The organism is Neobacillus sp. 19 (assembly GCF_049463095.1).
Classification (GTDB): Bacteria; Bacillota; Bacilli; order Bacillales; family Cytobacillaceae; genus Neobacillus.
Genome location: NZ_JBMPZU010000050.1, coordinates 1 through 26,425 on the forward strand (window position 1 = coordinate 1; position 26,425 = coordinate 26,425).

At 40.4% G+C, this 26,425-nt stretch carries 18 protein-coding genes, 1 pseudogene and 1 other annotated feature; of the genes and pseudogenes, 6 read left to right on the forward strand and 13 right to left on the reverse strand.

Annotation, left to right across the window (positions count from 1 at the left end):
* Nucleotides 1-123 precede the first annotated feature (123 nt).
* From thiI to refZ, 4 genes are all read right to left on the reverse strand, one after another.
* Nucleotides 124-1,329 carry a tRNA uracil 4-sulfurtransferase ThiI gene (thiI, locus tag ACO1D1_RS15110; RefSeq protein WP_149871254.1) on the reverse strand — a complete coding sequence of 402 codons (1,206 nt, stop codon included), beginning with the start codon at nt 1,327-1,329 and terminating at the stop codon, nt 124-126.
* A complete protein-coding gene (locus tag ACO1D1_RS15115; protein WP_423336390.1) occupies nt 1,330-2,472 on the reverse strand; it encodes a cysteine desulfurase family protein in 1,143 nt (380 codons plus the stop codon).
* A gap of 134 nt (nt 2,473-2,606) precedes the next feature.
* Nucleotides 2,607-4,295 carry a septation ring formation regulator EzrA gene (gene ezrA / locus ACO1D1_RS15120; RefSeq protein ID WP_190284687.1) on the reverse strand — a complete coding sequence of 563 codons (1,689 nt, stop codon included), beginning with the start codon at nt 4,293-4,295 and terminating at the stop codon, nt 2,607-2,609.
* A 166-nt stretch (nt 4,296-4,461) separates the two neighbouring features.
* Nucleotides 4,462-5,094 (reverse strand): forespore capture DNA-binding protein RefZ, encoded by a 633-nt coding sequence (refZ, locus tag ACO1D1_RS15125; protein WP_149871257.1) that lies wholly within the window; start codon nt 5,092-5,094, stop codon nt 4,462-4,464.
* 147 nt (nt 5,095-5,241) lie between these two features.
* On the opposite strand from refZ, the gene ACO1D1_RS15130 reads away from it, so the two are divergent.
* A complete protein-coding gene (locus ACO1D1_RS15130; protein ID WP_149872771.1) occupies nt 5,242-5,724 on the forward strand; it encodes a GAF domain-containing protein in 483 nt (160 codons plus the stop codon).
* Between the two features lie 138 nt (nt 5,725-5,862).
* Here ACO1D1_RS15130 and ACO1D1_RS15135 read toward each other — a convergent pair whose 3' ends face one another.
* The 3 genes from ACO1D1_RS15135 to ACO1D1_RS15145 form a co-directional block, all read right to left on the reverse strand.
* Nucleotides 5,863-7,224, reverse strand: a complete 1,362-nt coding sequence (locus tag ACO1D1_RS15135) for an IS1182 family transposase (protein ID WP_423336448.1) — start codon at nt 7,222-7,224, stop codon at nt 5,863-5,865.
* A gap of 124 nt (nt 7,225-7,348) precedes the next feature.
* Nucleotides 7,349-8,533 (reverse strand): methionine gamma-lyase, encoded by a 1,185-nt coding sequence (megL, locus tag ACO1D1_RS15140; protein WP_149871258.1) that lies wholly within the window; start codon nt 8,531-8,533, stop codon nt 7,349-7,351.
* A gap of 93 nt (nt 8,534-8,626) precedes the next feature.
* A complete protein-coding gene (locus tag ACO1D1_RS15145) occupies nt 8,627-10,057 on the reverse strand; it encodes a sensor domain-containing diguanylate cyclase (protein ID WP_149871259.1) in 1,431 nt (476 codons plus the stop codon).
* A gap of 363 nt (nt 10,058-10,420) precedes the next feature.
* On the opposite strand from ACO1D1_RS15145, the gene rpsD reads away from it, so the two are divergent.
* Entirely contained in the window at nt 10,421-11,023 is a 603-nt protein-coding gene (gene rpsD / locus ACO1D1_RS15150) for a 30S ribosomal protein S4 (RefSeq protein WP_149871261.1), read from the forward strand.
* A 92-nt stretch (nt 11,024-11,115) separates the two neighbouring features.
* Here rpsD and ACO1D1_RS15155 read toward each other — a convergent pair whose 3' ends face one another.
* The 5 genes from ACO1D1_RS15155 to tyrS form a co-directional block, all read right to left on the reverse strand.
* A complete protein-coding gene (locus ACO1D1_RS15155) occupies nt 11,116-12,702 on the reverse strand; it encodes a SagB family peptide dehydrogenase (RefSeq protein ID WP_149871262.1) in 1,587 nt (528 codons plus the stop codon).
* A gap of 24 nt (nt 12,703-12,726) precedes the next feature.
* Nucleotides 12,727-14,664: a TOMM precursor leader peptide-binding protein gene (locus ACO1D1_RS15160; protein WP_149871263.1), complete on the reverse strand. Its 1,938-nt coding sequence runs from the start codon at nt 14,662-14,664 to the stop codon at nt 12,727-12,729.
* The gene (locus ACO1D1_RS15165) at nt 14,664-16,610 is read right to left on the reverse strand and encodes a putative thiazole-containing bacteriocin maturation protein (protein WP_149871264.1); all 1,947 of its coding nucleotides are present in this window, start codon (nt 16,608-16,610) and stop codon (nt 14,664-14,666) included. Before ACO1D1_RS15165 ends, ACO1D1_RS15160 begins: the two co-directional genes overlap by 1 nt.
* Nucleotides 16,611-16,848: 238 nt before the next feature.
* Entirely contained in the window at nt 16,849-17,085 is a 237-nt protein-coding gene (locus ACO1D1_RS15170; protein WP_149871265.1) for a heterocycloanthracin/sonorensin family bacteriocin, read from the reverse strand.
* A gap of 216 nt (nt 17,086-17,301) precedes the next feature.
* A complete protein-coding gene (tyrS, locus tag ACO1D1_RS15175; protein ID WP_423336391.1) occupies nt 17,302-18,558 on the reverse strand; it encodes a tyrosine--tRNA ligase in 1,257 nt (418 codons plus the stop codon).
* 45 nt (nt 18,559-18,603) lie between these two features.
* Nucleotides 18,604-18,822: a binding site (T-box leader), on the reverse strand.
* Nucleotides 18,823-18,969: 147 nt separating this feature from the next.
* On the opposite strand from tyrS, the gene ACO1D1_RS15180 reads away from it, so the two are divergent.
* Nucleotides 18,970-21,717, forward strand: a complete 2,748-nt coding sequence (locus tag ACO1D1_RS15180) for a transglycosylase domain-containing protein (protein ID WP_149871267.1) — start codon at nt 18,970-18,972, stop codon at nt 21,715-21,717.
* A gap of 51 nt (nt 21,718-21,768) precedes the next feature.
* Here ACO1D1_RS15180 and acsA read toward each other — a convergent pair whose 3' ends face one another.
* Nucleotides 21,769-23,487, reverse strand: a complete 1,719-nt coding sequence (gene acsA, locus ACO1D1_RS15185) for an acetate--CoA ligase (RefSeq protein ID WP_149871268.1) — start codon at nt 23,485-23,487, stop codon at nt 21,769-21,771.
* 229 nt (nt 23,488-23,716) lie between these two features.
* Here acsA and ACO1D1_RS15190 point away from each other — a divergent pair, with 229 nt between their 5' ends.
* The 3 genes and pseudogenes from ACO1D1_RS15190 (at nt 23,717) to ACO1D1_RS15200 (ending at nt 26,207) form a co-directional block, all read left to right on the forward strand.
* Nucleotides 23,717-24,349 carry a GNAT family N-acetyltransferase gene (locus tag ACO1D1_RS15190; RefSeq protein WP_149871269.1) on the forward strand — a complete coding sequence of 211 codons (633 nt, stop codon included), beginning with the start codon at nt 23,717-23,719 and terminating at the stop codon, nt 24,347-24,349.
* A gap of 40 nt (nt 24,350-24,389) precedes the next feature.
* A complete protein-coding gene (locus tag ACO1D1_RS15195) occupies nt 24,390-25,037 on the forward strand; it encodes an acetoin utilization AcuB family protein (RefSeq protein ID WP_149871270.1) in 648 nt (215 codons plus the stop codon).
* Nucleotides 25,034-26,207 (forward strand): annotated as a pseudogene (locus ACO1D1_RS15200) (acetoin utilization protein AcuC). Before ACO1D1_RS15195 ends, ACO1D1_RS15200 begins: the two are co-directional and overlap by 4 nt.
* Nucleotides 26,208-26,425 lie beyond the last annotated feature (218 nt).

Consider the following 26,425-nt stretch of genomic DNA (forward strand, 5'->3'; position numbering starts at 1 on the left):
GTTGCTTGCCATGTGATATCACCTCCTTGTGAGTATAGATTGTGTAAAACCCACAAGGTTCATTCCAAATTCTAATTGGTAATTGTTCACAAAATGTTCAATCTTTGTCACTATTCTTAGTTACTAAAATAATGATTCAAATTCCGATTTCTGTTCGTCCTCCCGTTTAACGACGATCGTCTCAACCTCTTGAACCGCTACCTGAATCAATGGTTCAAAATCAAAATAGCTTTCAAAATGTTGGACTTTTTCTCTTTTCGGTTTTGTTTTAGGTGAGGATGGAACAAAGATGGTACAGCAATCTTCAAACGGTCTGTTAGATATTTCAAATGTATCGATTTCCTCTGCCAGTTTTATGATTTCTGTTTTATCCATTGTAATCAATGGGCGCAAAATAGGTGTATTCGTAACCTCATTGATCGCATACATGCTCTCTAATGTCTGACTTGCAACCTGCCCAAGGCTTTCGCCTGTAACAATAGCAAGCCCTTCCTGTCTTTTCCGAATCTCATCTGTGATTCGCAGCATCATTCTTCTTGTCGTTGTCATCGAATAGTTTTCCGGAATTTGCTCACGAATTGCTTGTTGAATATCTGTAAACGGCACTATATGCATGGTGATGGAACCGTATATCTCCGCTAGCTTTTTAGATAAATCAATTACTTTTTCCTTTGACCGCTCACTCGTGAATGGGGGACTAAAAAAATGAACGGCTTCGATTTCTAATCCACGTTTCATCGCCAAATAGCCGGCCACAGGGCTGTCAATGCCACCGGAAAGCATGAGCATCGCTTTCCCGCTTGATCCGATTGGAAGCCCACCCGCACCCTGTATCGTTTCGCAAGAAAGATAAACGGCTTCTTTTCGGACTTCAATCCGTAAATTAATATCCGGATTTTTCACATCCACTTTGAGTCCCGGAATATGTTGCAGTAAATGACCGCCAATTGTGTGATTGATTCCTTCTGTATTCAATTCAAATGTTTTATCCGACCGTTTAGGTGTAATTTTAAACGTTTGCCCATCCTTGTATAAGGATTGAACTAATTCCAGTGACGTCTCTTTTAAGGATGGTACATCTCTTTCCACCTTGATTGCCGGGCTAAAGGATTGAATCCCAAATATAGTCTTTAATCTTCCCATGATTTCTATTCCATTTTCACCATTTAATAACACATACATCCGATCTCGGCTTGATTCAATCTTAATGTTTGGAAAGGGAGCGAGTGCAATTCTTACACTTTTTCGAAGTTTATCAACAAATTTATTGCGATTTCGCCCCTTCGTTGAAATCTCGCCATAGCGAATTAATATTCGATCATATTTCATTTAATCCATAACCTTTCGTAATTGGTTTGCTGTTTTTTTAATCACTGAAACAGCTGTTTTTGTTTCATCTTCCGTATTTTCAAAGGAGAGGCTGACCCTGATGGCACTTTCCGCTAAACTCTCGGGAACACCCATGGCAAGCAGCGTTTTACTAGGTGATTTCCTTTTTGATGAGCAAGCACTTGTCGTCGAAACAAATACACCCTGCTGCTCAAGAGCGTGGATAAACACTTCCGATCTCATCCCAATAAGGGAAAAGTTTACAATATGGGGTGCTGAATGTATGACTGGTGTATGGATCTTGACACCATCTATTTCATTTAGCTCCGTTCTTAGCATGCTCTGGATTTTCTTCATTCTTTCCAAACCTGCTTCACTTTTATCCATAGTCATTCTTAATGCTTTTGCCATGGCAACTGCCCCTGCAACATTTTCCGTGCCGCTGCGCATCTTTCGTTCTTGATTACCCCCTGAAAATAATGGAGCGAGTCTGGCTCCTTCACGAATAAACAGCGCGCCTGTCCCTTTTAGCCCATGGAATTTATGAGCTGACAGTGAGCAAAGGTCCACATTGCTATTCTTTAAAGACAGGGGTACTTTGCCAATGCCCTGAACGGTATCAACATGAAATAAGATTTGGGAATAATTTTTTAGTATTTCGCCAATTTCAGTTATCGGCTGAACGCTGCCCACTTCATTATTCACCTGCATGATCGAAATGAGAATTGTATCTTTTCGAATTGCTTTTTCGACATCATCCACACCAACTCTTCCGTTCTCGTCTACAGGAAGATAGGTGATCTCGAAACCTTCCTGTTCGAGCTCCTCCATAGCAGCCCTGACAGAGGCGTGCTCCACACTTGATGTAATGATGTGACGTCCTTTATTTCTATTCAATCGGGCCGCACCTTTTATTGCAATATTATTACTTTCGGTTCCACCTGAGGTAAAATAAATCTCAGCCGGCTTTACCTTTATTAGCTTCGCCAGCTGTTCCCTTGCTTGTGATAAGAGCTTTTCAGCCTGTCCCCCTAAACTATGTAGGGAGGAAGGATTGCCAAAGTATTCACTTGAAACCGTTACAAAGGAATCTAATACTTCTTTAAATGGTTTTGTCGTTGCACTATTATCTAAATAAATCATATTAATCTCCTCCTGTCCATCCTAACCTAATCTGGCGCTCCGCCCTTTTCCTTACGACAATAAATCTTATCACAAAGATATTCGTTTGAAAAGAAAAACCGATTCGACCATTGAAGGCTGAATCGGTTTTCTGCTTATTCAGTTCCTATTGCTGCTTTTATTTTCTTTAAGGCGTCAGGGTCTATTCCTTCAAGTGACGCCGCGACCTGCTCTAAAGCCTCTTGATAATCATAATGTCTGAATGCCGTCTCCGCATCTGTTAATCCTTTGGCAACCGACGGGTAGTGACTACGGTAACGATTTCCGTACTGAATCGCTTTCTCAGCCAGCGTCACATTCTCAATTAAATCATAAGTTGTCTGAATGAGTTTATCCACCGTTAATACAGCCACCTCTAAGTACTGATTAAGCGCTGAAATATTTAGCGGCTTTTCTTCAAGCTGGTAGCGAACATTTTGAATACTTTCGTTTGTATCCTCAAATAAATAATGATAGTCTGCCGGCACACCCGGAATATTGTTTTTCTTCACCAAACGTACGGTCTCGCCGACTCTTTTAGTAAGCTCCATAATCTTTTCTCTTGCTTCGATTTCATCTTTCCTAAGCGCCTGGAGTTTAAGCGCAAATTCTTGCTGTCCTTCACGGATTACATCCAATTGATCTTTTATTCCACTTAATTCCTCACTTAGCACCGTTTGCGCCGTTCCGTTTAGTTTTAATTTTTCAACTAAAATTTCATAGTGCTTGTAAACTGTGGAAAGCTCCTTTTCAAGATTCCTTTGCGTTTCAAAATCATCATCCGATAACTGATAGCTTTGTTGAACCTGATATACCTCGCCGGCAAGATTCTTATTTTCCTTTTGAGCTGCAGCCAGAAGTTCATATGCTCCCTTTTCATGCTTAATTACATAATGCTTAGCGTGAACTTCTTTCTCTAAAAGATCAAAAAGAATATCGACTCGGTCCTTTACTTCTTTTATCCCTTCTACAGCTTTATCAATTTCAGTTGCCTCAATAAAAGCAAGGTTTTCAGAAAGCTTTTCTTCTAAGCGTTTTATTTCCTTTTCGACATTTATATGCTCTAAATAATATTCCTGCGCAGCCATTTCCCGGTGTCCTTCTAAACAATCGGAAAGCTGGTTTGGAAGCAATGATTGACATTCAATTAAAAGCTGCGGAATTAAATCCATATGGTTTTTTATGGTTCCAAGATGTGCCTGAATCTGTAATACTATTTCGCGCGCTTCAAGATAATTGCCGAGTTCCGTTTTTTCATCAAATTCCTGAAATTTTTGCGCTGTGTCGTTAAGCTTTGCCTCTAAATATTTTTCAGAATTGCCGAAGCTGTGTCTGTGAGCAAGGAGCATTTTTTTCGCTTCCCGATATAACTCTTTTAACTCCTCTATTTCTACCCGGTTTTTTTCTTCACTTCCTACAAGCTCATGTAACTCTTCTAATATTTTTTTTATCTGATCTTCCGTTTCCTGCAATTTAGTATTAATTGCTTGTTGAACCTCTTTGGCTTTTTTGAATCGGTAGCGGTCTATGTACTCTTCTGCATCGAAAAGCATTTCCTCTAAGTCAGGCAGCTTTACTGTAACCACATCATCCCATTGATTTCGCCAGCTTTCGAAAAGCTCTTCCGTCTGGCCTGTCATATTTAACTGTTTTACCTTTGACATTTCATCCAGTACTGGTCGATCCATTAAATCAATTTTCCAAGCTTCCAATCGATCCATTTCTTTAAAATATTTTTTCTTTATTAAATATCCCAATACAAATAAGGCTAGTAATAGGATGAAAAATCCAATGAAATATTTCACAAGTAAGCCCCCTATTTCAAACAGCATTGATTCTATTCGTTCCGTTACACATCTATATTAATAAAATCTTCTTGTTCCATTCGTTGCTTTTATGATACCATGTAAACGACAATTTTTGACTATTATTTTCATTTTTTTTGTAAATAAAAAAAAATAGCGATTCTCGCTATTTAATCACTGCTTCCTTTTTCAATGGCATATCTGTACATAATGTTTTATCTATCCACATATTTATATCTTTTAAATATTTTTGTTCAAAGAACGGCTCATTTGGAAATATATATAAAACCTCTCTCATATACTGAGTATTCATATATGGCATCATTAAAAGGCTTTTAAGCTGAGTGATTAGATAGGGAATCGAATGCGGCCTGAATTCATTCCATTCAAAACCTCTTTCAAAAATCTTCTGGAAATAATATTTTTCTTTCAGTGAGTACGTAGACATGATTTCTCTTGCTATTTGTGAATCCATGGACATTTCCCGATAGACAAAACTGGTAAGATGAATATTCTCACTTTGATAATGAAGTAAGTCTGCTGCAATTCGCTTTAGGCACTCTTTTGCACCACGATCAATGGATGCATAGGCATCTTCCATCTTACTAATGTATTGTTCAAAAAAATGCATAAAGCAATATTCTAAGAGCCCTGGTTTATTATGAAAATGATAGGCTATGGCGGCGTTATTTACATTTGCCAAACTGGCAATATCCCTAATTGACGTCCCTGAATACCCATTTGAATTAAATAACGATATCGCAGCCTTTACAATTGCCTCTTTTGCATTTTTCTTCATTTCTTCTCCCCCTTCAGGTATCCCCATACTTAAATGATTCTTTATGTCACAATTGATTCCTTTATGAAAATATCGACAAAATGTGCTCTTTTTCTCCTAATTTTGATAAAATGCATTATAATAATGAAAAGAAAGAAGGGAAATATCTTGTTTAACGTCGAAATGTACACTGGGAGTCGTGAAGAAAATTATCAACTTGTGAAAAAACAGCTGCAGGCACTAATTCATGATGAGCCAAACCAAATCGCAAACCTTAGTAATGCCTCAGCCCTTTTAAACCAATTTCTTGACCGCGTAAATTGGGTTGGTTTTTATTTAATGGATACGAATGGGCAACTCGTGCTTGGCCCATTTCAAGGGCTGCCTGCATGTGTAAGAATTCCGCTTGGAAAGGGAGTCTGCGGTACGGCTGCCTTGAATAGAGAAACCGTCCGTGTTGAGGACGTAAATCAATTTCCGGGTCATATCGCTTGTGATGCAGCTTCTCAATCTGAAATCGTTATACCTCTTTTAAAAGGTGATCAATTAATCGGAGTATTAGACATTGACTCTCCCGAAACAAATCGCTTTGATCAGCTTGATGAAGTGGAATTAAAAGATTTTGTGAAAATTTTAATGGAATATATATAAAGAAAACTCGCCAAGGCGAGTTTTCTTTCAGATTGTCGACAAAAGGCATTCCGAATTTGCCCATTCGGGTGCCTTTTGTCATTCTTAAGTATTCTTTTGCTGAATTTGCCTTTGTTCAGACCCCTCCGGGGTCGTTTTTTATGCCATTGTTGGATTAACCCAGGTCCAGTTTGCCACCTTCTTTAAATTCATGGCAGCAAAAGTAAGCATCGCCTGCATAGACAATTTTTTAAGTCCCCTTAAAGTTGTCCATCGCATACCATGCTTCTCTTTCGCATCTGCAAATACACGTTCAATCGTTTCTTTGCGTCGAGCGTAGATTATTTTATTTTCGTCTGTATGCCGAAGGTGTTCAGCTTCCTCAAGATACTCTTCCCAAACATGCCGTTGAAGTAGCTTTTGATGGTTTTTACTTTGTGTACATTGGGATAAAAACGGGCACTCTTTACAATGAGCTGGATTCGAAAAATACTGCCGGTATCCTTCCTTCGTTGTCGTGCTATATTTTAACTCTTGTCCTCCCGGACAAAGGTAGCAATCATAGTGCTCATCATAAACAAAATCGTTCTTTTTCAAATAACCTTCTTTTGTACGAGGGCGGGTATAAGGTAAAGCAGGGCGAATCTCATTTTCAATTAAGTATTGAGCAATAGCAGGTGTTTTGTATCCAGCGTCAGCAGCAACAGCAGCAGGTTTCCTTGAGTTCTCTATGACTTTTTCAAGAAGAGGCTCTAACATCGTACTATCATGAACATTACCAGGGGTGACAATCGCGCCTAGGACAAAGCCATTTTTATCGGCAGCTGCATGAAAAGAATAGGCAAATTGCTTCGTCCGCTCGTCCTTCACGTAATACCCACTTTCTGGGTCCGTGGTACTTTCCTTGATTTCCTTCGTTTCTTCCTTTTCAAATTTGTCAGGTGGGAAAGGCTTTTTCCCATGTTCTTCACGATCACCATTGATTTCTTCTTGGAGACGTTCTTGATATGCTTTCGTTTCCTTACGAACTACCTTTTTCTCAAATTTACGCTTATTTGCACTTGCCTTCACGTGCGTAGAATCAATAAAAACGTGTTCGCTACTTACCAGTTTCTTTTCGGTTGCCTGCTTTAGAATTCTGTAAAATATCTGTTCAAATAAGTCTGTATCCTTAAATCGGCGTTCATAGTTTTTACCGAAAGTGGAGAAGTGAGGCACCTTATCATGGAATCCATACCCAAGAAACCAACGATAAGCTAGGTTCGTTTCAATTTCTTCTATCGTTTTTCGCATCGAGCGAATACCGAACATATATTGAATAAATGCCATCTTAATTAATACAACAGGATCGATACTTGGACGTCCTCGTTCAGCAGAGTACATCTCTTGAACAAGAGGATATATAAATGAAAAATCTATAGCAGCTTCAACTTTTCGGACCAAATGGTTCTCCGGGACTAACTGTTCAAGAGTTATCATTTCTAATTGATCCCGATTCATCTGAGTATTTTTCGTTAGCATTTTCTTCATCACCTTACAAAATTAATAGTATCTTCATTATACAAAAAAACTGTAGGCAAATCCCCCAAAAATGGGGGATTTGTCTACAGTCTGAAAGAAAACTCGCCAAGGCGAGTTTTCTTTATTAAATTTCCGTGAATGCTTGTTCCAAATCCTCTTTTATGTCCTCCCATGCTTCCAAACCAACTGAGAGACGCAGCAAGGTATTTTCTATCCCCATCTTTCTTCTTTCTTCTTCCGGCACAACCGCATGAGTCATGGTAGCTGGATGTTGAATTAAGGTTTCGGCATCACCGAGACTAACAGCAATTTTTATCATGTTTAATTGATTCATAAATTCTTGAGCTGTTTTCTTTGTGCCCTTTATTGAAAAAGATATGAGCCCACCCGGCGCTTTCATTTGTTTTTTCATAATTGCATAATCCTTGCTTTCAGGATCACCCGGATAGAATACTTCCTCAATTTTCGGATGATGTTTTAAAAATTCAAAAATCCGGCTTGCATTTTCAGCATGCCGATCCATCCGAACCGGAAGCGTCTTCATTCCTCTTAACAATAGCCACGCGTCAAAGGGAGAGATAATGCCACCGATGTCTTTTTGAGTTGTGCGCGAAACTTTTTGAATAAATTCTTTTTTTCCCACCACCATTCCAGCAATGACATCACCATGACCGCAAATATATTTTGTCGCGCTATGAATGACAACATCACACCCGATATTGAGCGGCGTTTGCAAGTAAGGAGAACAGAAAGTATTATCCACCACAACAGGAATACCCTTTTCCTTTGCTACTTGTACTGCCAATTCAAGATCCACAAGCTTCATTGTAGGATTAATCGGCGTTTCTATATAGATACAAGCCGTATTTGGAAGGATTTCATTTTCTAAAGTTTCTTTCGAATCCATTAAGGAAAAGGTGTGGCCAATCCCATATTTTTCTTTCATTAGTTCCAGCAGCCCAAATGTACAACCGTACACTCCTTGAGAACAAAGGATATGATCTCCCGTTTTGGTTAATGCAACTAACACCGCACTAACAGCAGCCATTCCCGACGAAAAGGCTAAAGCCGCTTCACCATTTTCAAGCTCCGCCATTCTATTCTCCAATATCTTCACAGTTGGATTACCCAAGCGTGAATAAATATACCCCTCTTCCTGCCCTGAAAACCGTTTCTCGCCTTGTTCCGCATTTGCAAAGGTGAATGTGGATGATTGGTAAAGCGGGGGAACTAAGCTTCCGTGATGCTCCTCTGCTTGATAGCCCGCATGAATAACCTTTGTTTCGAACCGTGAGTTCTTGTTTTCCAATTTCTTACCCTCCTAAAAATGAAAACGTTTTCAAATATTTCTATAGTTTATGTTATTCCGTGTATATCGTTAGGTCACCCAATTAATGGGTGCCTAACTTACTCTAATATTGCTGCCATGAATGACCACTTTATTTTTCCCTGTCTCTTTTGCTGTGTATAAAGCTTCATCCGCTCTTTTAAACAAAGATTGATAGGAATCAAGCTTTTCAATATTCCAAGAGGTAACACCACATGACACTGTTATACGCGGCTTAGTGCATTCTGAAACTTTTTTAACGAGACGTTTAGCTATTTCTACCCCTGTATCTAAAGTGACCTTCGGGAGATATATGGCCAGTTCTTCACCACCCCAGCGGGCTCCCACATCATTTTCACGAATGTTCCCTCTAATCAGATTAGCTACCTGAATAAGCACCTCATCACCAATTTGGTGTCCATGCCGATCATTTATTTCTTTAAAATTATCAATATCAATAAGAATAAAGGTCCCTTCCTCATCCTTCTTCATCGAACGCTGGATTTTTTCATCCAAAAACTTTCGCGAACGAAGCTTTGTCAGATGGTCAGTGGTAGCCAGTATTTTCAATTCCTCTCTCAGCATGGAGTTAATTAACGCTAATGATGCATGATGGACGAGTGACTGGAGAAGCTTAAATGAGTCAAAAGAGAAGAAATAGGGCCTTGGGTGCATAATCATGCAAAAACCCTTTATTTTCTTACTGACAACTACCGGTACAGCCATAACCGAATGAAATCTTGTTCCATCATTTTTTTCGGATAGGGTAAGGTCCCCAATAAATAGCGGTTCATTTGCCATTTGTAATCTTTCTTTAATATAGTCAACATAGACCCGTGCCTGTTTAGTAAAATAATATGGGGTTGACCCAGGCAGTGCCTTCGCTTTTGCTTTATCTTGAGAAAACAGAAAAAAACCAACCTCTTTCGCCTCAAAAGAAGTCTTAATTTGCGTCGATATGAAATCAAAAGCCTCAGTTAACGGCTGGTTAGAATTTAGTTGATGCGATGTTTCGTTAATTAACTGTAAATCAGAAATCGTCCTAAGTGATTTTTGATAGATCTGGGCGTTTTCCATCGCCCCTCCCGCACTTTCTGAAAAAAAAGTAATAAACTCCACATCGCTAGCGGGAAATTCTGAAATATCAGGAGCAATGATTTGCAGTATCCCATACACGCTCTGCTTGCCTTTTAAAGGAGCATAAAGAATGGCATGCGGATCAAAATGCGAACATTCAAATTGAACCTTGCCAGATTCAAATGCATTTATAGCTGCAATATTTTCACTGTCGTATTCAAATTCAATTATCGGAAGGTCGCTATGATTGTGAGTATTTGTTGCAAGAAGCAAGTTATAGGAAAAGTTTGGGTATACTTCCTTAAGCGCGATAAATAATTCCCCTAATAACACTTCCATATCAAGAGTTGAATGAAGTTTCTCCGCTATTTGAAATAATTTTTTATATTTACCCACATCCAATAGTAAATCTCCTTCAAGAGTATCCATTCAAATTCCACCTGTATTTTACAATTCCAAAAATATACATCGTACCCTAATTATAGTTAATATTAGGATACTTTTGGAATAACCTTTTGAATTATTTATTAATTTTTTTCTTACAGACTTTTTTATCAGCCAAAAATAAACTTGACTTAATAGGAATAAAAATTATATAATACTCCTTGTGTAAAATAGTGCAGCCTACAAGAATAAACTTAATTGTTTCATTTTGTTCCTCACACCTTTGTGATGGTGCATCGAGTAACCCTCCGCTGCTAGGGCGATGGTGCATGAAAACTAAATGACTGTTATTGTGTTTCTTAACGGTTTTTATTTTACCAAAATAAAAACACGAAGGAGGAGTCATTCATGGCTCGTTATACCGGCCCAAGCTGGAAATTATCCCGTCGTCTTGGAATCTCTCTAAGCGGCACAGGTAAAGAATTAGAAAAGCGTCCTTACGCTCCTGGACAACATGGTCCAAACCAACGCAAAAAGCTTTCTGAATACGGATTGCAATTACAAGAGAAGCAAAAGCTTCGTCATATGTATGGCGTAACTGAGCGCCAATTCCGTAATCTTTTCGTTAGAGCTGGCAAAATGAGCGGCGTTCACGGCGAAAACTTCATGATCCTTCTTGAATCTCGTCTTGACAACCTTGTATACCGTTTAGGTCTTGCTCGCACTCGTCGTGCAGCTCGTCAGTTAGTTAACCACGGACATATTTTAGTAGATGGTTCTCGTGTAGATATCCCATCATACCGTTTAGCTCCTGGCCAAACTATCAGCGTTCGTGAAAAATCACGCAACCTTGACGTAATCAAAGAAGCAATCGAAGTGAACAATTTCGTTCCTGATTACTTAACTTTTGATGCTGACAAATTAGAAGGTACATTCACTCGCTTACCAGAGCGTGCTGAACTTGCTGCTGAAATTAACGAAACCTTCATTGTTGAGTTCTACTCACGTTAATTGATTTGCTTATTAAATAGCCATAACAAAAACCCTAGAAACTTTGTTCTCTCAATGTTTCTAGGGTTTTTTATGCTTTACTCCTGTCTCTCCTAGGTAAGCAGCCTTCCTTTTAACCAGGCACGGGGACGGTATGGACCGATCGGGATTTGGATTAAGCTGGTTTTTCCTTTCGAATTAATCCTATAAAGTTCATCACATTGATTCGCATCGAATCCGAGAAGTGGATGCCCCCCCATCCCTAAGGCACATGACAATAAGAGCAATCGTTGCACGAGAATACCCGCTTCCATCTGTTGAATTCGATATCCTCTATATCCCAATTCCTCTTTGAGGTGCTTCCTATCTCCAATGACATGCATACAAAGCGGAACTTGATACAGATTCACATTAGGCATTATTAATCCAAATTGTAACAACTGCCGGTAATCCCCCTGAATTATACTCCGAAGTGCATGTGTGGAGTTGTCATAAGAATAGGCACCATTTGGAACTCCTTCTACGTTGTAAAAACTGCCATATAATGAAACACGACTCTCCACATTCCCATGTGTGCCATCAAGGTCATTCTGATACGAGAAGGAAAAGGTCTCTTTTAACAAAGTCGATAGTTGCGTTTGACTCACTTTACCCATTATAAAATCAAGATCCGGAGAATGCCGCTCCCTGCAAACGGCGGCGAAATCGTACGAAAAACTCTCGGCATAGGGAAGCAAGATCATTTCCGAATCTAAGGAAAGTTTCACATTACTGTCTTTCTTTATCTTCACAAATGACTCTGTTGTTTCAAACATGGATGCCTCATTAAATTTTTTCAGCATCGGATAATCCATAACCCTCTTTGAACGGTTATAGGAAACATGCTCCAACAGTGGGACTTCCCGACATAACTCAGTGGCAGAAATAATTTCCCCTCTATTATGTTCGTCGTCAACTCTCATGTTAGATGGATTAACAGATAATGGAATAACTGCATATACACTTTCATCCTGATTAGACAGACCAAGCAAATGATTAATCGACCGATCAAGAAATTGGTAATATACCCGAGATGAAAATCCTATTCGTTTGGCCACTTCTAAAGATTGGCCAATCAACACACCTGCATCTAACCCTTGGAGCCTATAGGAAAAATTATTGTATTTATAAAAGTTTTTCCAAAAAAGCGTTGAGATAAAAACAGTGCAAAAACTGTCAGAAAGATCACAGCTATTTCCAAGACTTCTTGATAAGTAGGAATCGTAATTTCCTTCTCGCAGCAAGAGGAGGCGGTGGTGTGCCGCATCGTAATGGTAAAGTCCAATTGGTGCGTCCTTCATCTTTATATACACATATAATTCATTGGGATATAACGCCCCTCCAGAGGGGACAAATCTGCGTAGTAACTGGGCATAGCTCGCATCCTCTATTCCCTCGGTGTCCCCGAATAAAGCGGATTGCGCGTATTGGGTAATGCCGTATACATACCATAAGAAATGACCTAGCTCCTTAAGACTGGGTTCCGTCTGAACTTCCCGTCCTTCCAGTGTTAACGGTACCTCTGCGTTCAGTGGAAACTCTGGTAAGCTGCGGTACAGTTTATAAGGAAGTGGTGCATCCTCCCAGTCCACTTGCCAATCTGGCGGAGCAACTTTTTTCGTATCAAAGTGAAGATGATGTACAAATGTTTCTAGCTCCAATCTTATACACCTCCTACTTCTCAATTATGGGAATGGGTGGGGAAAGGGATTAAGTTGTTCATACGATAACGGCTGTTTTATAAATCCAAGTTTCATTGGCACGCTAAGGACCCTCTCCAGCCCTTTCACACGGGTCAGGTGGTGTCCGAATGTCATCGGTAACATGCCAGGGATCAATACTTTCACACAGAACAATCCATTCCGTTTGGTTATCGGTGTCGTTTGATCCACCACGATGACCTCCAGATCTAACCGGTGGAACCTCTGAAGAATATCCTGAAGATCTTCCTTCAAATCAATATTTGCAGGCGGCTCCTTAAATTCCTCTGCAAATGTACGTAATGGACGTTGATTATCCAATAAAAAATTCAGCCGTTCCTCTGCTTCTCGCAGCCCGTAGAGCAAACCATGGTCTTCCATGGTACGTACTGCGAACGGATTCTGTAACATCTGTTGATATTTTTGCTGGTTTGCCTCCATTGTTTCGCCATGCCTAATCATTCCCGCAAGCTCGTAAATGGCACTTTTAACAGCCCTTACAGGATCAGGGTTAGCTCCCGCGGCACAAATGAGGTTTGCACCCTTGGATTTTAGGTTTTTTGCCACTGCCCACACGCTTGGAATCTCATGTTCCATCGTCGAATTAAAAAAAAGAAGGTCATATCCCGCCACCTCCCGCATCCGGTCGACCATCAGCTGTAATTCTTTATCGTTTACCGAACTAAGGTCAAGACGCGGAAGGGGGAGTTTTGCATACCAGGTTAACAAAAATGAATCCCGCTCGACAACCTCCATAATGGCATGGAAAATAGCTTCTTCTAAACTCCCCCCTAATGCGCATCCATTGGAGGTTTCATAAACAAAGCCCTCCCCATACCCCAAACTGTAATAGGCGAGTAACTCCGGAACAAGTATTGGACGTTCTTGTAAAAACGAATAACCCCAGACCCAATTCATTGGGTCATCAGGATGAAACGGTTTAAACGGAAAATGAGGCGTTTCATATTGTTCCTTTTCATGCAAACCTACTTTTTCAGGATTTAATGCATTTTTCTTTACATTTTGATAACTATCACGAACGATCGTCCTTTTTCCTCGAGGCCCAATCCCGCAATATCGTTCCAACCCTTCTAAAATGGCAGTCAGCTCACTCATTTCAAATGAATTAGACCGTCCAGCAACTCCCTCGTCCACTTCAAATAACGGCATATTCACTAATACATCAGCAAATGGCAGTGTGAAATCCTGCATTTTTCCATTCATGATACCAGTTCGATAATCCAGATAGTCTTTGACAAGTACTGTTTTAAATTCATCCATTGAACGGCTGCGATAACCACTGCCATTAAATTTAGGACTAGATTCTAACCTAATTTGAGCTAATTCTAGAGTATCATCAGGTATTGGCCTGCAAATCGGGCATAAGGGATAAGGTAAGAAAAGGTGACTAGAATTGGTTAACGATCTTAGGTTCATAATGTACACTTTTTCTTCTAAGTTGCTGGGTTTCCCTTGAAGAACCCTTTGAACTTCGTTGCATATCAAAGCTGCCATTTGAGATAGTCCAGTTCGTGATGCCCATGCATCTTGCATGACACCTTCACCTGCTGCCACTTTTTGCTGAAACTGCCACATTTCCTTCCGATCTGATCCAGCGATCAAGCGCCGAATGTCAGCACAGAAAGAACATCCTGGTGTATCGGGATGTACTAAGGGACCAATTATTCCCTCCCCAAATGAAACAAAACCTCGAAGCCACAAGATACCAGTGCTCCTGTATTTTTCTTCCGCTTTTTGATAAATGGCTGGATTCCAGGTATCGTGCAACACTAGAGCTAATTCTGTTTCTTCGGGAACCTCTTCAATTAGGCTTTGACGCTTTATGTGATAATTACCAGACAATTGATCAAAGACATAATCTGCTAATAAACCCTCTCCGTTAATGATAATATGGGCGGCCATTAGGAGTCCTCCTCTCGAACCTTCACACCATACACCCCTGCCAATTCCTGTTTTAAAAAAGGTTCGACTGCAAGATCATAAACGAAAAGGTGTTTGCTGTTTTCGTTCAACACCCGAATGGAAGATTGTAATAGCTCCAATTGTGTTATTTCTTCACAGGAAGGGATTGTGAATTTATATTCCTTTTCTTTCAAAAAAATAGCTGATTCCGATATTCTTTCGGTTCCATGCACCTGATTTTGTTTATCCATAAGCGCTTGTTGTAATGCCCTTCGTAAAGCCAACGTTGTATTTAAACCGGTACTTGTGTACCGACGTCCCTGCGACTTTACCCATATAACGGGGAAGCCCAGTATTTCCTTTTCTAAACCGACGGTCGGTGCACCATTTAAGGTAGTCAGGGCATTTAAATAAAATCTGCAGCGTTGATCTTCAATTTCTCCCAGTTGTACGCGAAAAACAGGATGCAATAGATCGTCCTTTCTATTTCTCCATTCTTTCTCTAAATAGGCTTGCAAACCGCGGCAAACAGCCTCTTCGACTGTTTCCCCGGCACCAATGCCGATCGAACCTCCTATTATGTTTTCACCAGCCTTATCTTTTTGATCATTACATTCCTTAAACAATTGTGAAACATACATTTCAATACCTGTCAGTCCCGCTTCCCTCTTTGCCTCCTCATGTGTAAAACCCGAACAGACAACCTCTGGCAGGAGGTCTGCTGGTCCCTCTGACACTGGATTAGCCGTTTGAACATAGCACTGTGAAAGAGGAAGCTGTTTCAAGTTTCGCTCCTCCCAGGTATGAAAAATTCCTGTTTCTTCTGAAGTTAGACGGCTGAAATATTCCAAAAGGTTACTCGAAGGTTTGGTTTTACTCTTTTCTTGCTTTATCCTTATATCAAGATCTTCCACCAATCCAGTAGAGATACTTTTATTTGTAACCAATGGATGTGTGGTGAATGAAAGCCAGTCTCCTTCCAGCGTTTCAAGATCAAGTTTGTAAATTTGGTTACTCTGATTTGACCCTGCAATTCCTGTAGCCTTCTTAAAAAATTCGAATACGGTAACATTGGCAAGAATGGCTCCGGACGTTGAAGAGAAAGATTGTTGCTGCCGCTCTAATTCCAATGAAGATTGATGTATTCTGCGCCATGCTGACTCCCAGCATCCCTCAGATTCCGGATAAACCAATGGGCCAGCAAGCCCCACTTGTTCTAAACAGATGGCAGGAAAAAATATTTTCCTTTGCTCTTTGCAAACCAGATTCAGATCCTTTAGTTCTTTTACATTTCCATCCTGAGAGACATATAGAATCCAATCATATGGATGCAAAGCTTTTCGCCAAAAACTCCTTCCTTCCCCTTCTTCAAATGGTACCTGCAAAGCCTCTACTTCAGAGTCAGCATTGCGGGCATTACGTACTAACTCATTTATCCGCAATGGATTTGTAGGTACTGAATCGGTTAACATGAAATGGAATTTGGGAAGTCCCGATTCAATTAATGCGGCAGCCAACGAAACCAGAAGGGATCCTGAACCGATTGCCAAAACTTTTGCTTGACGGTATTCTTGAAAACGGTACGCACCGGAATCTACAAAATTCTCAATAAATTCAATTTGTGAAGCATACTTTTCTAGGACTTTTGGGTTTAAATCATGTGTTCTATCTTGGCTTACATCTCGAACAAAGCCATTCTTGTACAGTGTTTCACCAATCTCATATACCCTGTTGCGATACGGCGCCGTTAATCCCTCTGTTATATCTCCCAATGATTGCTCCCCGTTAAACATCGGCACTAATTTTTCAATCCATTGGTAAATCGTATTTCCTTCCATTCGGAATGAACTTAAGTTATTTCTAAAATACACACCACCCTTTGGATCTTGCAGATAAAATGAATCCCTTTTGACCTTTAAACGTGTGGACGAGTTAAGTTTTGTCATTCAGCTCCTCCTTAATACATATCAATCCTAATTATGCACTATCATTTTATGTACATTTATTTGTCCATTATGATTATAAGAAAAGCGGAAGCGGCGTATGGCAAGGAGCTGGACATTTCTCACAGTCCAATGATTAATTATGTTATTACAAAAATAGAAGTGCCCCTGCGGCACATGTCCATGCAGGAGGCACTTCCTTATCATAAAATAACTATTTTTTTCTGAGACTCCAAAACAACTAAATAAAACCAAAACCGATACCGAAACAGCCGAAACCGAAACCGAAACAGCCAAAACCGAAGCAGCCGCCACAACCACCACAACGGAAACCGCATCCTCCGCAGCGGAATCCGCAGCCCCCGCAACGAAATCCAAACACTCGCATATCTTGACTCTGAGGATTTATAGGAACTAATTCACCAACTTGGTAATGATCCATTCCTAATGATTGTAAGCCATTCTGAAAATTATGCATTTTTTCCTCCCCTTTCTATATTATTCAACAGGCTGCACCTGAAGAGAGTGGAAAAATGAATACTCTCTTCAACAAAATATGATTTTTTTAGGTTGTTGTCACTGATTTAACCGCCTATTTTAGGTTTCAAAAAACCCCATACCAATTTTGGTACGAGGTTTTATATGGTATTGTTTTATGGAAAAAGGCTTTGGAGCATCCAAAGCCAAGAATGATTTAGAATTTAATTAACGTGTACTTCTTTTTCCCTCGTCTAATAATCGTGAATTGCCCTTCAATCCGATCACTTTCATCAAGTGTATAACTTGTATCTATTATCTTTTCACCATTTACGGTTACGGCTCCATTTGTAATATCCTCACGTGCCTGCCGTTTAGAAGGTGAAATCTTTGCCTCAACGAGCAGGTCAACTAGATTCCCCTCCGTTTCATTAGCATCGAAGGAAGGAACATCTTTAAAGCCTTGTTTAATTTCAGCGGCTGAAAGACTTTTTACATCTCCGCTAAATAATGCTTGAGAAATCTTAATGGCTTGCTGCAATGATTCCTCACCATGAATCAGGCGGGTCATCTCTTCTGCTAGCGCCTTTTGTGCTTTCCGTAAATGAGGTTCTTCGATAACTGCCGTTTCTAGTCCTTCAATTTCCTCATGTGATAAGAAAGTGAAAAACTTCAAGTATTTGACCACATCGGCATCAGCAGTGTTAATCCAGAACTGATAAAACTCGTAAGGTGTTGTCTTTTCTGGATCAAGCCATACAGCTCCGCCTTCCGTCTTTCCGAATTTTGTTCCATCTGCTTTCGTTACAAGAGGAATGGTTAATCCAAATGCTTTTGCACCCTCGGGCTGCATTTTCCTGATTAATTCTAGACCAGAGGCAATATTGCCCCACTGATCACTTCCCCCAATTTGTAATTTACAATTATGGTGTTCATACAAATGATTGAAATCCATAGCTTGTAAAATTGTGTAGGTAAATTCAGTAAAGGAAATCCCTGTTTCAAGCCTTGAAGCAATCGTATCTTTTGCCAGCATATAATTCACTCCAATATGCTTGCCGATATCACGTAAAAACGAAACGATATCCATTGATCCGGCCCAATCATAATTATTCACCATAACAGCACCATTTTCACCGTCAAAATCAAAAATAGCGGCAAGCTGCTGTTTGATTCCTTCAACATTCTTCTGCACAGCTTCAAGGGTTTGCAGATTCCGTTCTTCACTTTTCCCGCTTGGATCACCGATTAAGCCTGTTGCTCCACCGACCAATACGATAGGACGGTGACCGTGCTGCTGAAATCTTCTAAGTGTTAAAAACGGAACTAAGTGACCGATATGCAAACTATCAGCCGTCGGATCAGCTCCACAGTATAGGGAAATTTTCTGCGTGCTTAACAGTTCCTTTAATCCTTCTTCATCCGATTGCTGGTAAATGATGCCTCTTAGTGCTAAATCCTGTAATAAATCCATTCCTATTCCCTCCAAATAAACAAAATAAAAACGCCCCTGCAAAAATGCAGGGACGTAATTTTTACGCGGTACCACCCAGCTTGAGGAAGATTCCTCCAACTCAAAAAATTAACGGTTTTTGCCGTTTTCTGCTACTTACAAATGGTTTCACAGAAAAAGCTCAAGGAGGTAATTCATTCTTCTATATGTATCAGCTCGCACCACCGCTGACTCTCTACAAACAGGGATAGAAGAACTACAGTTGATTCCCATCACAGCTTTAATATTATTATTTGGTTATCATTTTTTTATCATATTTCAATACACCTGTCAAATATCAACTGGAAATTTCAGAAAATGTAGAAGGTTGTCAGTTTTTGCCTCGTCAATATGCTATAATGGATGTGATTTTATAATGAGGTGATGCTCTGAATGAATGAAAGAATGCAAGTGTGGATGGAAAAGGCAAAGTCCATACTTAACTTGTTTACCCATAAAAAGACGATAAAAAGGGCGCGAATTACCTATCAAGTTGTTTGGAATTTATGTCTTCTCGTGCTCATAGTCGTCATTCTCGGCGGATCGTTTGCAACAGGTGTTGGCGCCGGTTATTTTGCCTCACTTGTAAAAGATGAACCCATCCGCTCATACGAAAGTATGAAAAAAGATATTTATAATTACACGGAAACATCAGATTTATACTTTGCCAATGATGTTTATCTAGGCAGACTTAGATCAGACCTTGTTCGCGAAGAAGTCAAGATTGATCAGGTATCCAAGGATTTGACCAATGCTGTGATTGCAACCGAGGACGAATATTTCTATCAGCATAAAGGTGTTGTGCCAAAGGCTGTTTTCCGTGCCCTCTTCCAAGAAGTCACAAACTCCGCTGTTCAATCGGGCGGAAGTACATTGACACAGCAACTAATCAAAAATCAAATTTTAACAAATGAGGTTTCATTTCAGCGGAAAGCCAATGAAATATTACTTGCGTTAAGATTAGAGAAATTCTTCGATAAAAAAGAAATACTTGAAGCATATCTGAATGTTTCTACGTTTGGGAGAAATGCTTCCGGACAGAACATTGCCGGTGTTCAAGCAGCTGCAAAAGGAATCTTCGGGAAAAATGCTGCTGAATTGTCTCTTCCGCAGGCAGCTTTCATTGCAGGCCTGCCTCAAAGTCCATTTGGCTACACTCCTTTTACAAGGGAAGGTACCGTGAAGAATAATCTTGAACCAGGTCTCGCAAGAATGAAAACAGTATTAAAAAGGATGTTAGATGGCGGATACATAAACCAGCAGCAATATGCGGAAGCTTCGGCCTACGACATTACAAAGGATTTTACCACACCTGTTGCGAATCCGCTTGAAAACTATCCTTGGCTTACTTTTGAAATTGAGAAAAGAGCGATTGAAGTATTGACCAATGAGTTAGCTCAAAAAGACGGGTACACAGAGAAAGATTTAAAAAATGATGACACTCTTTATTACAAATATAAAACATTAGCCGATCATGATTTACATCAGAACGGATATCAAATTCATTCAACAATTGACAAAGAAATTTATGATGCTATGCAAGTGGTTAAAAATAATTATAAAAACTACGGCCCTGATAAGCCTGAGGAAAAGAAGGATCCAGAAACTGGTGAAATGGTAACAGTAATGGAACCTGTTGAAGTCGGGGCAGAACTTATTGAAAATAAGACTGGGAAAATTATCAGTTTTGTTGCCGGAAGAGACTACAATAAACAAAAACTTAACCATGCAACTAGTGCATACAGGCCCAACGCTTCCACCATGAAGCCGCTTCTTGTTTATGGCCCGGCAATTGAGTTGGGTAAAGCTTCACCAGGCACGCCGCTGCCAAACGTTGCCTTAAACTTTATTCCCGGAAGAAGCAAACCATGGCCGCAAAACTATGATTATCGCTACAGTGGTATAGTGTCTGCAAGATATGCTCTTGCAAAATCATATAACGTTCCTGCTGTAAAATTATACAAAGATATTGTTGAGCAGCAACCTGCTAAGTATTTAGAAAAAATGGGTTTTACTTCACTATTGCCGCCAGACTTTACTAACCTTTCCACTGCCATTGGATCAATGGAGAAGGGTGTCACAATTGAAGAAAATACGAACGCATTTAGTACCTTTGCAAACAATGGTAAATTTATTGATGCTTATATGATTGAAAAAATTGTTGATAAAAACGGTAAAATAATCTATCAGCACGAAGTAAAACCTGTAGATGTTTTCAAACCGCAAACAGCTTATTTAACGCTTGATATGATGAGGGATGTTATTAAATCGGGTACTGCTGCTGGAATTAATGGTAAGTTAAAGTTTAAAGCGGATTGGGCAGGAAAAACAGGTACAGGGAATGAATATACTGATGCCTGGCTGGTTGCCACTAATCCTAATGTAACCTTTGGTGTTTGGACTGGTTATGATACACCTAAATCGCTGCAATCTAAAGGGATGTCTTATAGCCAACGGAACAATAACCTTTGGACTGATTTAATCAATTCAGCATATTCCATCAAGCCGGATTTAGTGGCTCCTAAAGAATCCTTTCCAATGCCGGATGGAATTGTGAAACGATCTTATTGTGCCGTATCAGGTATGCTTCCATCTTCGGCCTGTTCTAAAGCGGGATTAATTGAAAGTGATTACTTCAATGTGAATGATGTTCCTACAAAAGTAGATGATAGCTTGGTAGAAGGTAAATTTGTCACCATTGGGGATAAGAAATATTTAGCCTTAAATTCCACACCACAAGAGTTTGCCCAATTCGGTTTAATATTAAACCCGGATTTTATCACTCGGATGGTCGGAAATAATTTCAAAAATTACAGCCAGCTTATTCCACAGAAAGATCGTTGGGGGAAAATACTCGTACCTACCGCTAAGATGGTGGATAACGGCAAGAACCCAGATGGTGTCAGTTTATCTGTATCTGGTAATACATTAACATGGACATCCTCTCCTGATAATGATGTGGTCGGATATCGTGTATATCAAAGCGGAGCAAAAATTGCAAGTATAACAAACGGCTCTAGTTTAGCATTTAATGCAGGCAATGGCGCCTTCTATGTAACGGCAGTCGATATCGCAGGAAAAGAATCTGCTCCTTCCAATGTTGTTGAGGTGGGGGCAACAACTGAAACAGTTCCTCAATAACAAAAACCGCACCAAGGTAATTTACCTGGTGCGGTTTTTCTAATCCTACTTTTAGTCTTCCATCGTTGAAAGATCACCTGTAGGTAAATTAAGTTCCCATGCCTTTAATACACGTCTCATAATTTTACCGCTTCGTGTTTTTGGCAGTTTTTCGCGGAAATCAATTTCTCTTGGGGCAGCGTGGGCGGCAAGCCCTTTTTTCACAAACTGCCTGATTTCTTCTTTTAATTCTTCTGTCGCTTCATAACCATCCCTTAGTGCGACAAAGGCCTTAATTATTTCCCCGCGGACAGGGTCAGGTTTTCCGATGACTCCAGCTTCTGCTACAGCCGGGTGCTCAACAAGCTTACTTTCTACTTCGAATGGACCAACACGCTCTCCAGATGTCATAATGACATCGTCCACCCTTCCTTGGAACCAGAAATAGCCATCCTCATCCATATACGCGGAGTCCCCTGAAACATACCATCCATTTGGCATAAAGTAGGACTCGTATTTCTCCTGGTTATTCCAAATCGTATGCATCATCGATGGCCAGCCCTTTTTAATCGCAAGGTTCCCCATTCGATATGGCGGCAGCTCACTCCCTTGATTATCAACTATCGCCGCGGTCACCCCAGGAATTGGTTTACCCATTGAACCAGGCTTAATCACCATACAAGGGTAGTTGCTAATCAGCTGTGCACCTGTTTCAGTCATCCACCAGTTATCATGGATCCGATGATTAAATACTTTCACGCCCCATTTTACTACTTCAGGATTTAACGGTTCACCGACACTTAACACATGGCGAAGGCTGCTTAAGTCGAATTTCTTAACTAGCTCATCGCCTGCACCCATTAGCATCCGGAACGCCGTTGGAGCGCTGTACCAGACTGTCACCCCAAAATCTTCTATCATTTGATACCATGATTCAGGGCTGAAACGGCCGCCGATAATAACGTTTGACGTTCCTGTCAACCAAGGTCCAAAAATCCCGTATGATGTCCCTGTAACCCATCCTGGGTCAGCTGTACACCAGTATACATCTTCTTCTTTTAAATCCAGCACCCATTTAGCCGTTTGATAATGCTGTAACATTGCATTATGTACATGAAGTACGCCTTTAGGTTTTCCGGTAGAACCGGAGGTATAATGCAGAATGAGGCCATCCGTCCGATCGACCCATTCAATTTTGAGGTCTTTACTGGCTGATTCGAATTTCTCTAAAAAGTCAATATACTGCCCCTGTTCTTCGACATTTTTTCCAACTAGAAAAATATGCTTCAACTCCGGTAACTCTTGAACAGGTACACGCCCCAGCAATTCCGGAGTTGTTACTAAGACTTTCGCTCCGCTGTCCTGCAGGCGGTCTCTTACAGCTCCCTCCATGAATGCTTCAAATAACGGGCCGACGATGGCACCTAGCTTAATAGCACCTAGAACAGTAAAATAAAGCTCAGGAGACCTTGGCATGAAAATAAATACACGGTCACCTTTTTCGACATCGCCATAACTTTTTAATACATTTCCAGCCTTATTTGATAGTTCCTTCATTTCCTTGAAGGTATATTTCTCATTTCTTGAACCATCACGGTAGTATAGGGCAATCTTATTTTTCCGATGGGTTTTTGCATGTCGGTCAATAGCCTCATAAGCCATATTAACAAGCCCTGTTTCACTCCAAGAGAATTCTTTTTCTGTTTCCTTCCAGTCAAACTGTCTGTACGTTTCTTCATAATTGCTTAGATTATGCTCCCCTAGCACAACTGGCAACGCTTCCACTTTCATTTCCATCTCCCCCTCTTGGCTAGTATGAGATTATTATAGTACAAATAAGGACTATTCACAATTTTAAAAATATATTTAGGAAAATTTAATTATCAGATGACAGCATGAGTAATTAATTTGCGGCCCGCTCCTTAACCATAAAACAGAAAATTTTGTGAAATCGCTTTATCGCAATAGATTTTATGTATAATAGAGTTGAACACTAACGATCTCTCAGGTAGGTGACCGTATGGAACACAAAAAGATTTACAACGCAAAGCAGTTAAAAACTCCGCATGGGTCCCTTATTGTTGAAGGGCCAATCACTTCAGATAAACTTAAGGGCTATGAATTTCACAAAGACCTTGTTGCATTCCGACCGCCTGAACAGCAGCATCAAGCTTTAATTGGCATTGCTGAACTTCCGGAAGGGAGAATTATTATTGCCAGACATCGGGACACCATTGTTGGTTATGTTACCTATCTTTACCCCGATCCGCTAGAACGTTGGTCAGAAGGCAAAATGGATAATTTAATCGAATTGGGTGCTATCGAAGTCATTCCGCAATTTAGGGGCTGTTCAGTCGGTAAAAATCTCTTGATTGTCTCGATGATGGATGATGCCATGGAAGATTATATTACGATTACGACCGAATATTATTGGCATTGGGATCTAAAAGGGACCAAATTAAATGTGTGGGATTACAGAAAGGTCATGGAAAAGATGATGAATGCCGGCGGCCTTGAGTGGTATGCCACAGATGACCCTGAAATATGTTCCCACCCCGCTAATTGCCTGATGGCCCGGATGGGGAAACGAGTTGATCTGGCATCCATTCAAAAATTTGACCGTTTACGATTTATGAACCGGTTTATGTATTAAATATTTTCCTGATAATGCTTGCGATAGGGGTGATTTTTTTATGATAGTAGAGGAAATTATGAAAACAGACGTTGCTACCCTTTTCCCATCTGATACAATAGCTGATGCCATTGACCTAATGGAGGCACGGAAGATCCGCCACATCCCCATCATTGATCTCGAAGGACAATTAGTCGGCTTGGTTACGGTTGCAAAAATACGGGAAGCTACGCCGTCTATTTTTCGTGCAAATGAACATCCTGAAGATTTAAAAAAGCCACTGGAGATGATTATGGAGCGAAATGTCATTACCGGACATCCGCTTGATTTTGTCGAGGAGGTTGCAGGACTTTTCTATGAGCATAAAATAAGCTGTATTCCCATCATCAATGATCGGAAACTGGCGGGAATTGTAACAGAAACGGATTTGCTTCGAACACTTGTTGAGTTAACGGGGGCACATCAGCCAGGTTCACAAATCGAAATAAAGGTACCTAACCTTACTGGTAAACTAAGCGACATTACTACTGTTATTAAAAAGCGGAAAGCAAATATTCTAAGCGTGCTCGTTTATCCTGACAAAACAGATGATCATTTTAAAATCCTTGTCATCAGAGTACAGACTATGAATCCGACTGCCCTCATTCAGGATCTTAAAGATGCGGGACACCAAGTTTTATGGCCAAATCTGCCGGGGATTTCCTTATGAGTGATACCTGCTCCTTTGTTTTTTCAGAAGAGCTGCTGAATTATAAATTCAGCAGTCATCATCCTTTTAACCAATTCCGGCTTAAACTAACAGTAGATCTATTAAATAAAATGAACGCCCTGAATCCCGGACAAGTAATCCCGCCCAAAATGGCATCTGAAGAAGAATTAGCCCTTATTCATGATAAAAGTTACATAGAAGCAGTAAAAAAAGCAGGGCATGGGCAGCTCGCAAATGAAATTGCTGAAAACTACGGCTTGGGTACAGAGGATACACCTATTTTCCCTAATATGCATGAAGCGAGTTCTTTATTGGTTGGCGGTACTTTAACAGCAGTTGATCAAGTCATGACAGGGAAGGCCCTCCATGCCCTTCATCTAGGCGGAGGACTGCACCATGGTTTTCGCGGTAAAGCATCTGGATTTTGTATCTATAATGACAGCTCCGTAGCGATTAAATATTTGCAGGAAAAATATAATGCACGCGTGTTATATGTTGATACCGATGCCCATCATGGCGATGGAGTTCAATGGTCCTTCTATGATGACCCTAATGTGTGCACCTTATCGATTCATGAGACAGGGAGATATTTATTCCCTGGTACCGGAAACATTAATGAACGAGGTCAAGGAAAAGGATACGGTTATTCCTTTAATATCCCTGTGGATGCCTTCACTGAAGATGAATCCTGGCTGGATGCGTACAGACAATCCATCAAAGAAGTGGCTTCCTTTTTTAAACCGGATGTCCTCCTGACTCAAAACGGGGCGGATTTCACACTTTCTTGATCCCCTAACCCATTTATCAACAACCATGAAGACTTATCGGGAAATACCAAAGCTGGCACATGAAATTGCCCATCAATATTGTGACGGGAAATGGATTGCGGTTGGCGGAGGTGGTTATGATATCTGGAGAGTGGTTCCAAGAGCATGGTCGCTAATATGGCTTGAAATGACGGAAAACCCAAATTGTTATGGCAGTTTACCGGAAGAGTGGCTCATTCAGTGGCAGAAAGAGTTGCCAGTGCCATTACCAAAAGAATGGGATGACCCAGAAGATTTATATACACCCATCCCAAGAAAAGCCGAGATAACCGAAAAAAATTTACTTACAGTTGAAAAAGCCCTTTATCCAATCAAAAATTCTAAAAAGAGTGAGTCTGTTTAAAAAGGGCTGCCATGGGGCAGCCTCTTTTAAAAAGATAAGAACGTATAAATTTCGACTTTGAGAAATGTCCAGCTCCAGCGCCCTAGCGCCTAGTGTCCTTCGCTCTCCGCCCTACGATAAGTCAACATCGAATCGCTAACGCTCTTCGTGTTTCCTTTATCTCAGTTGGAGCGCTCCACAAGGAACGCTTCGGCAGCATAGGCATCGCACGAAGGAAA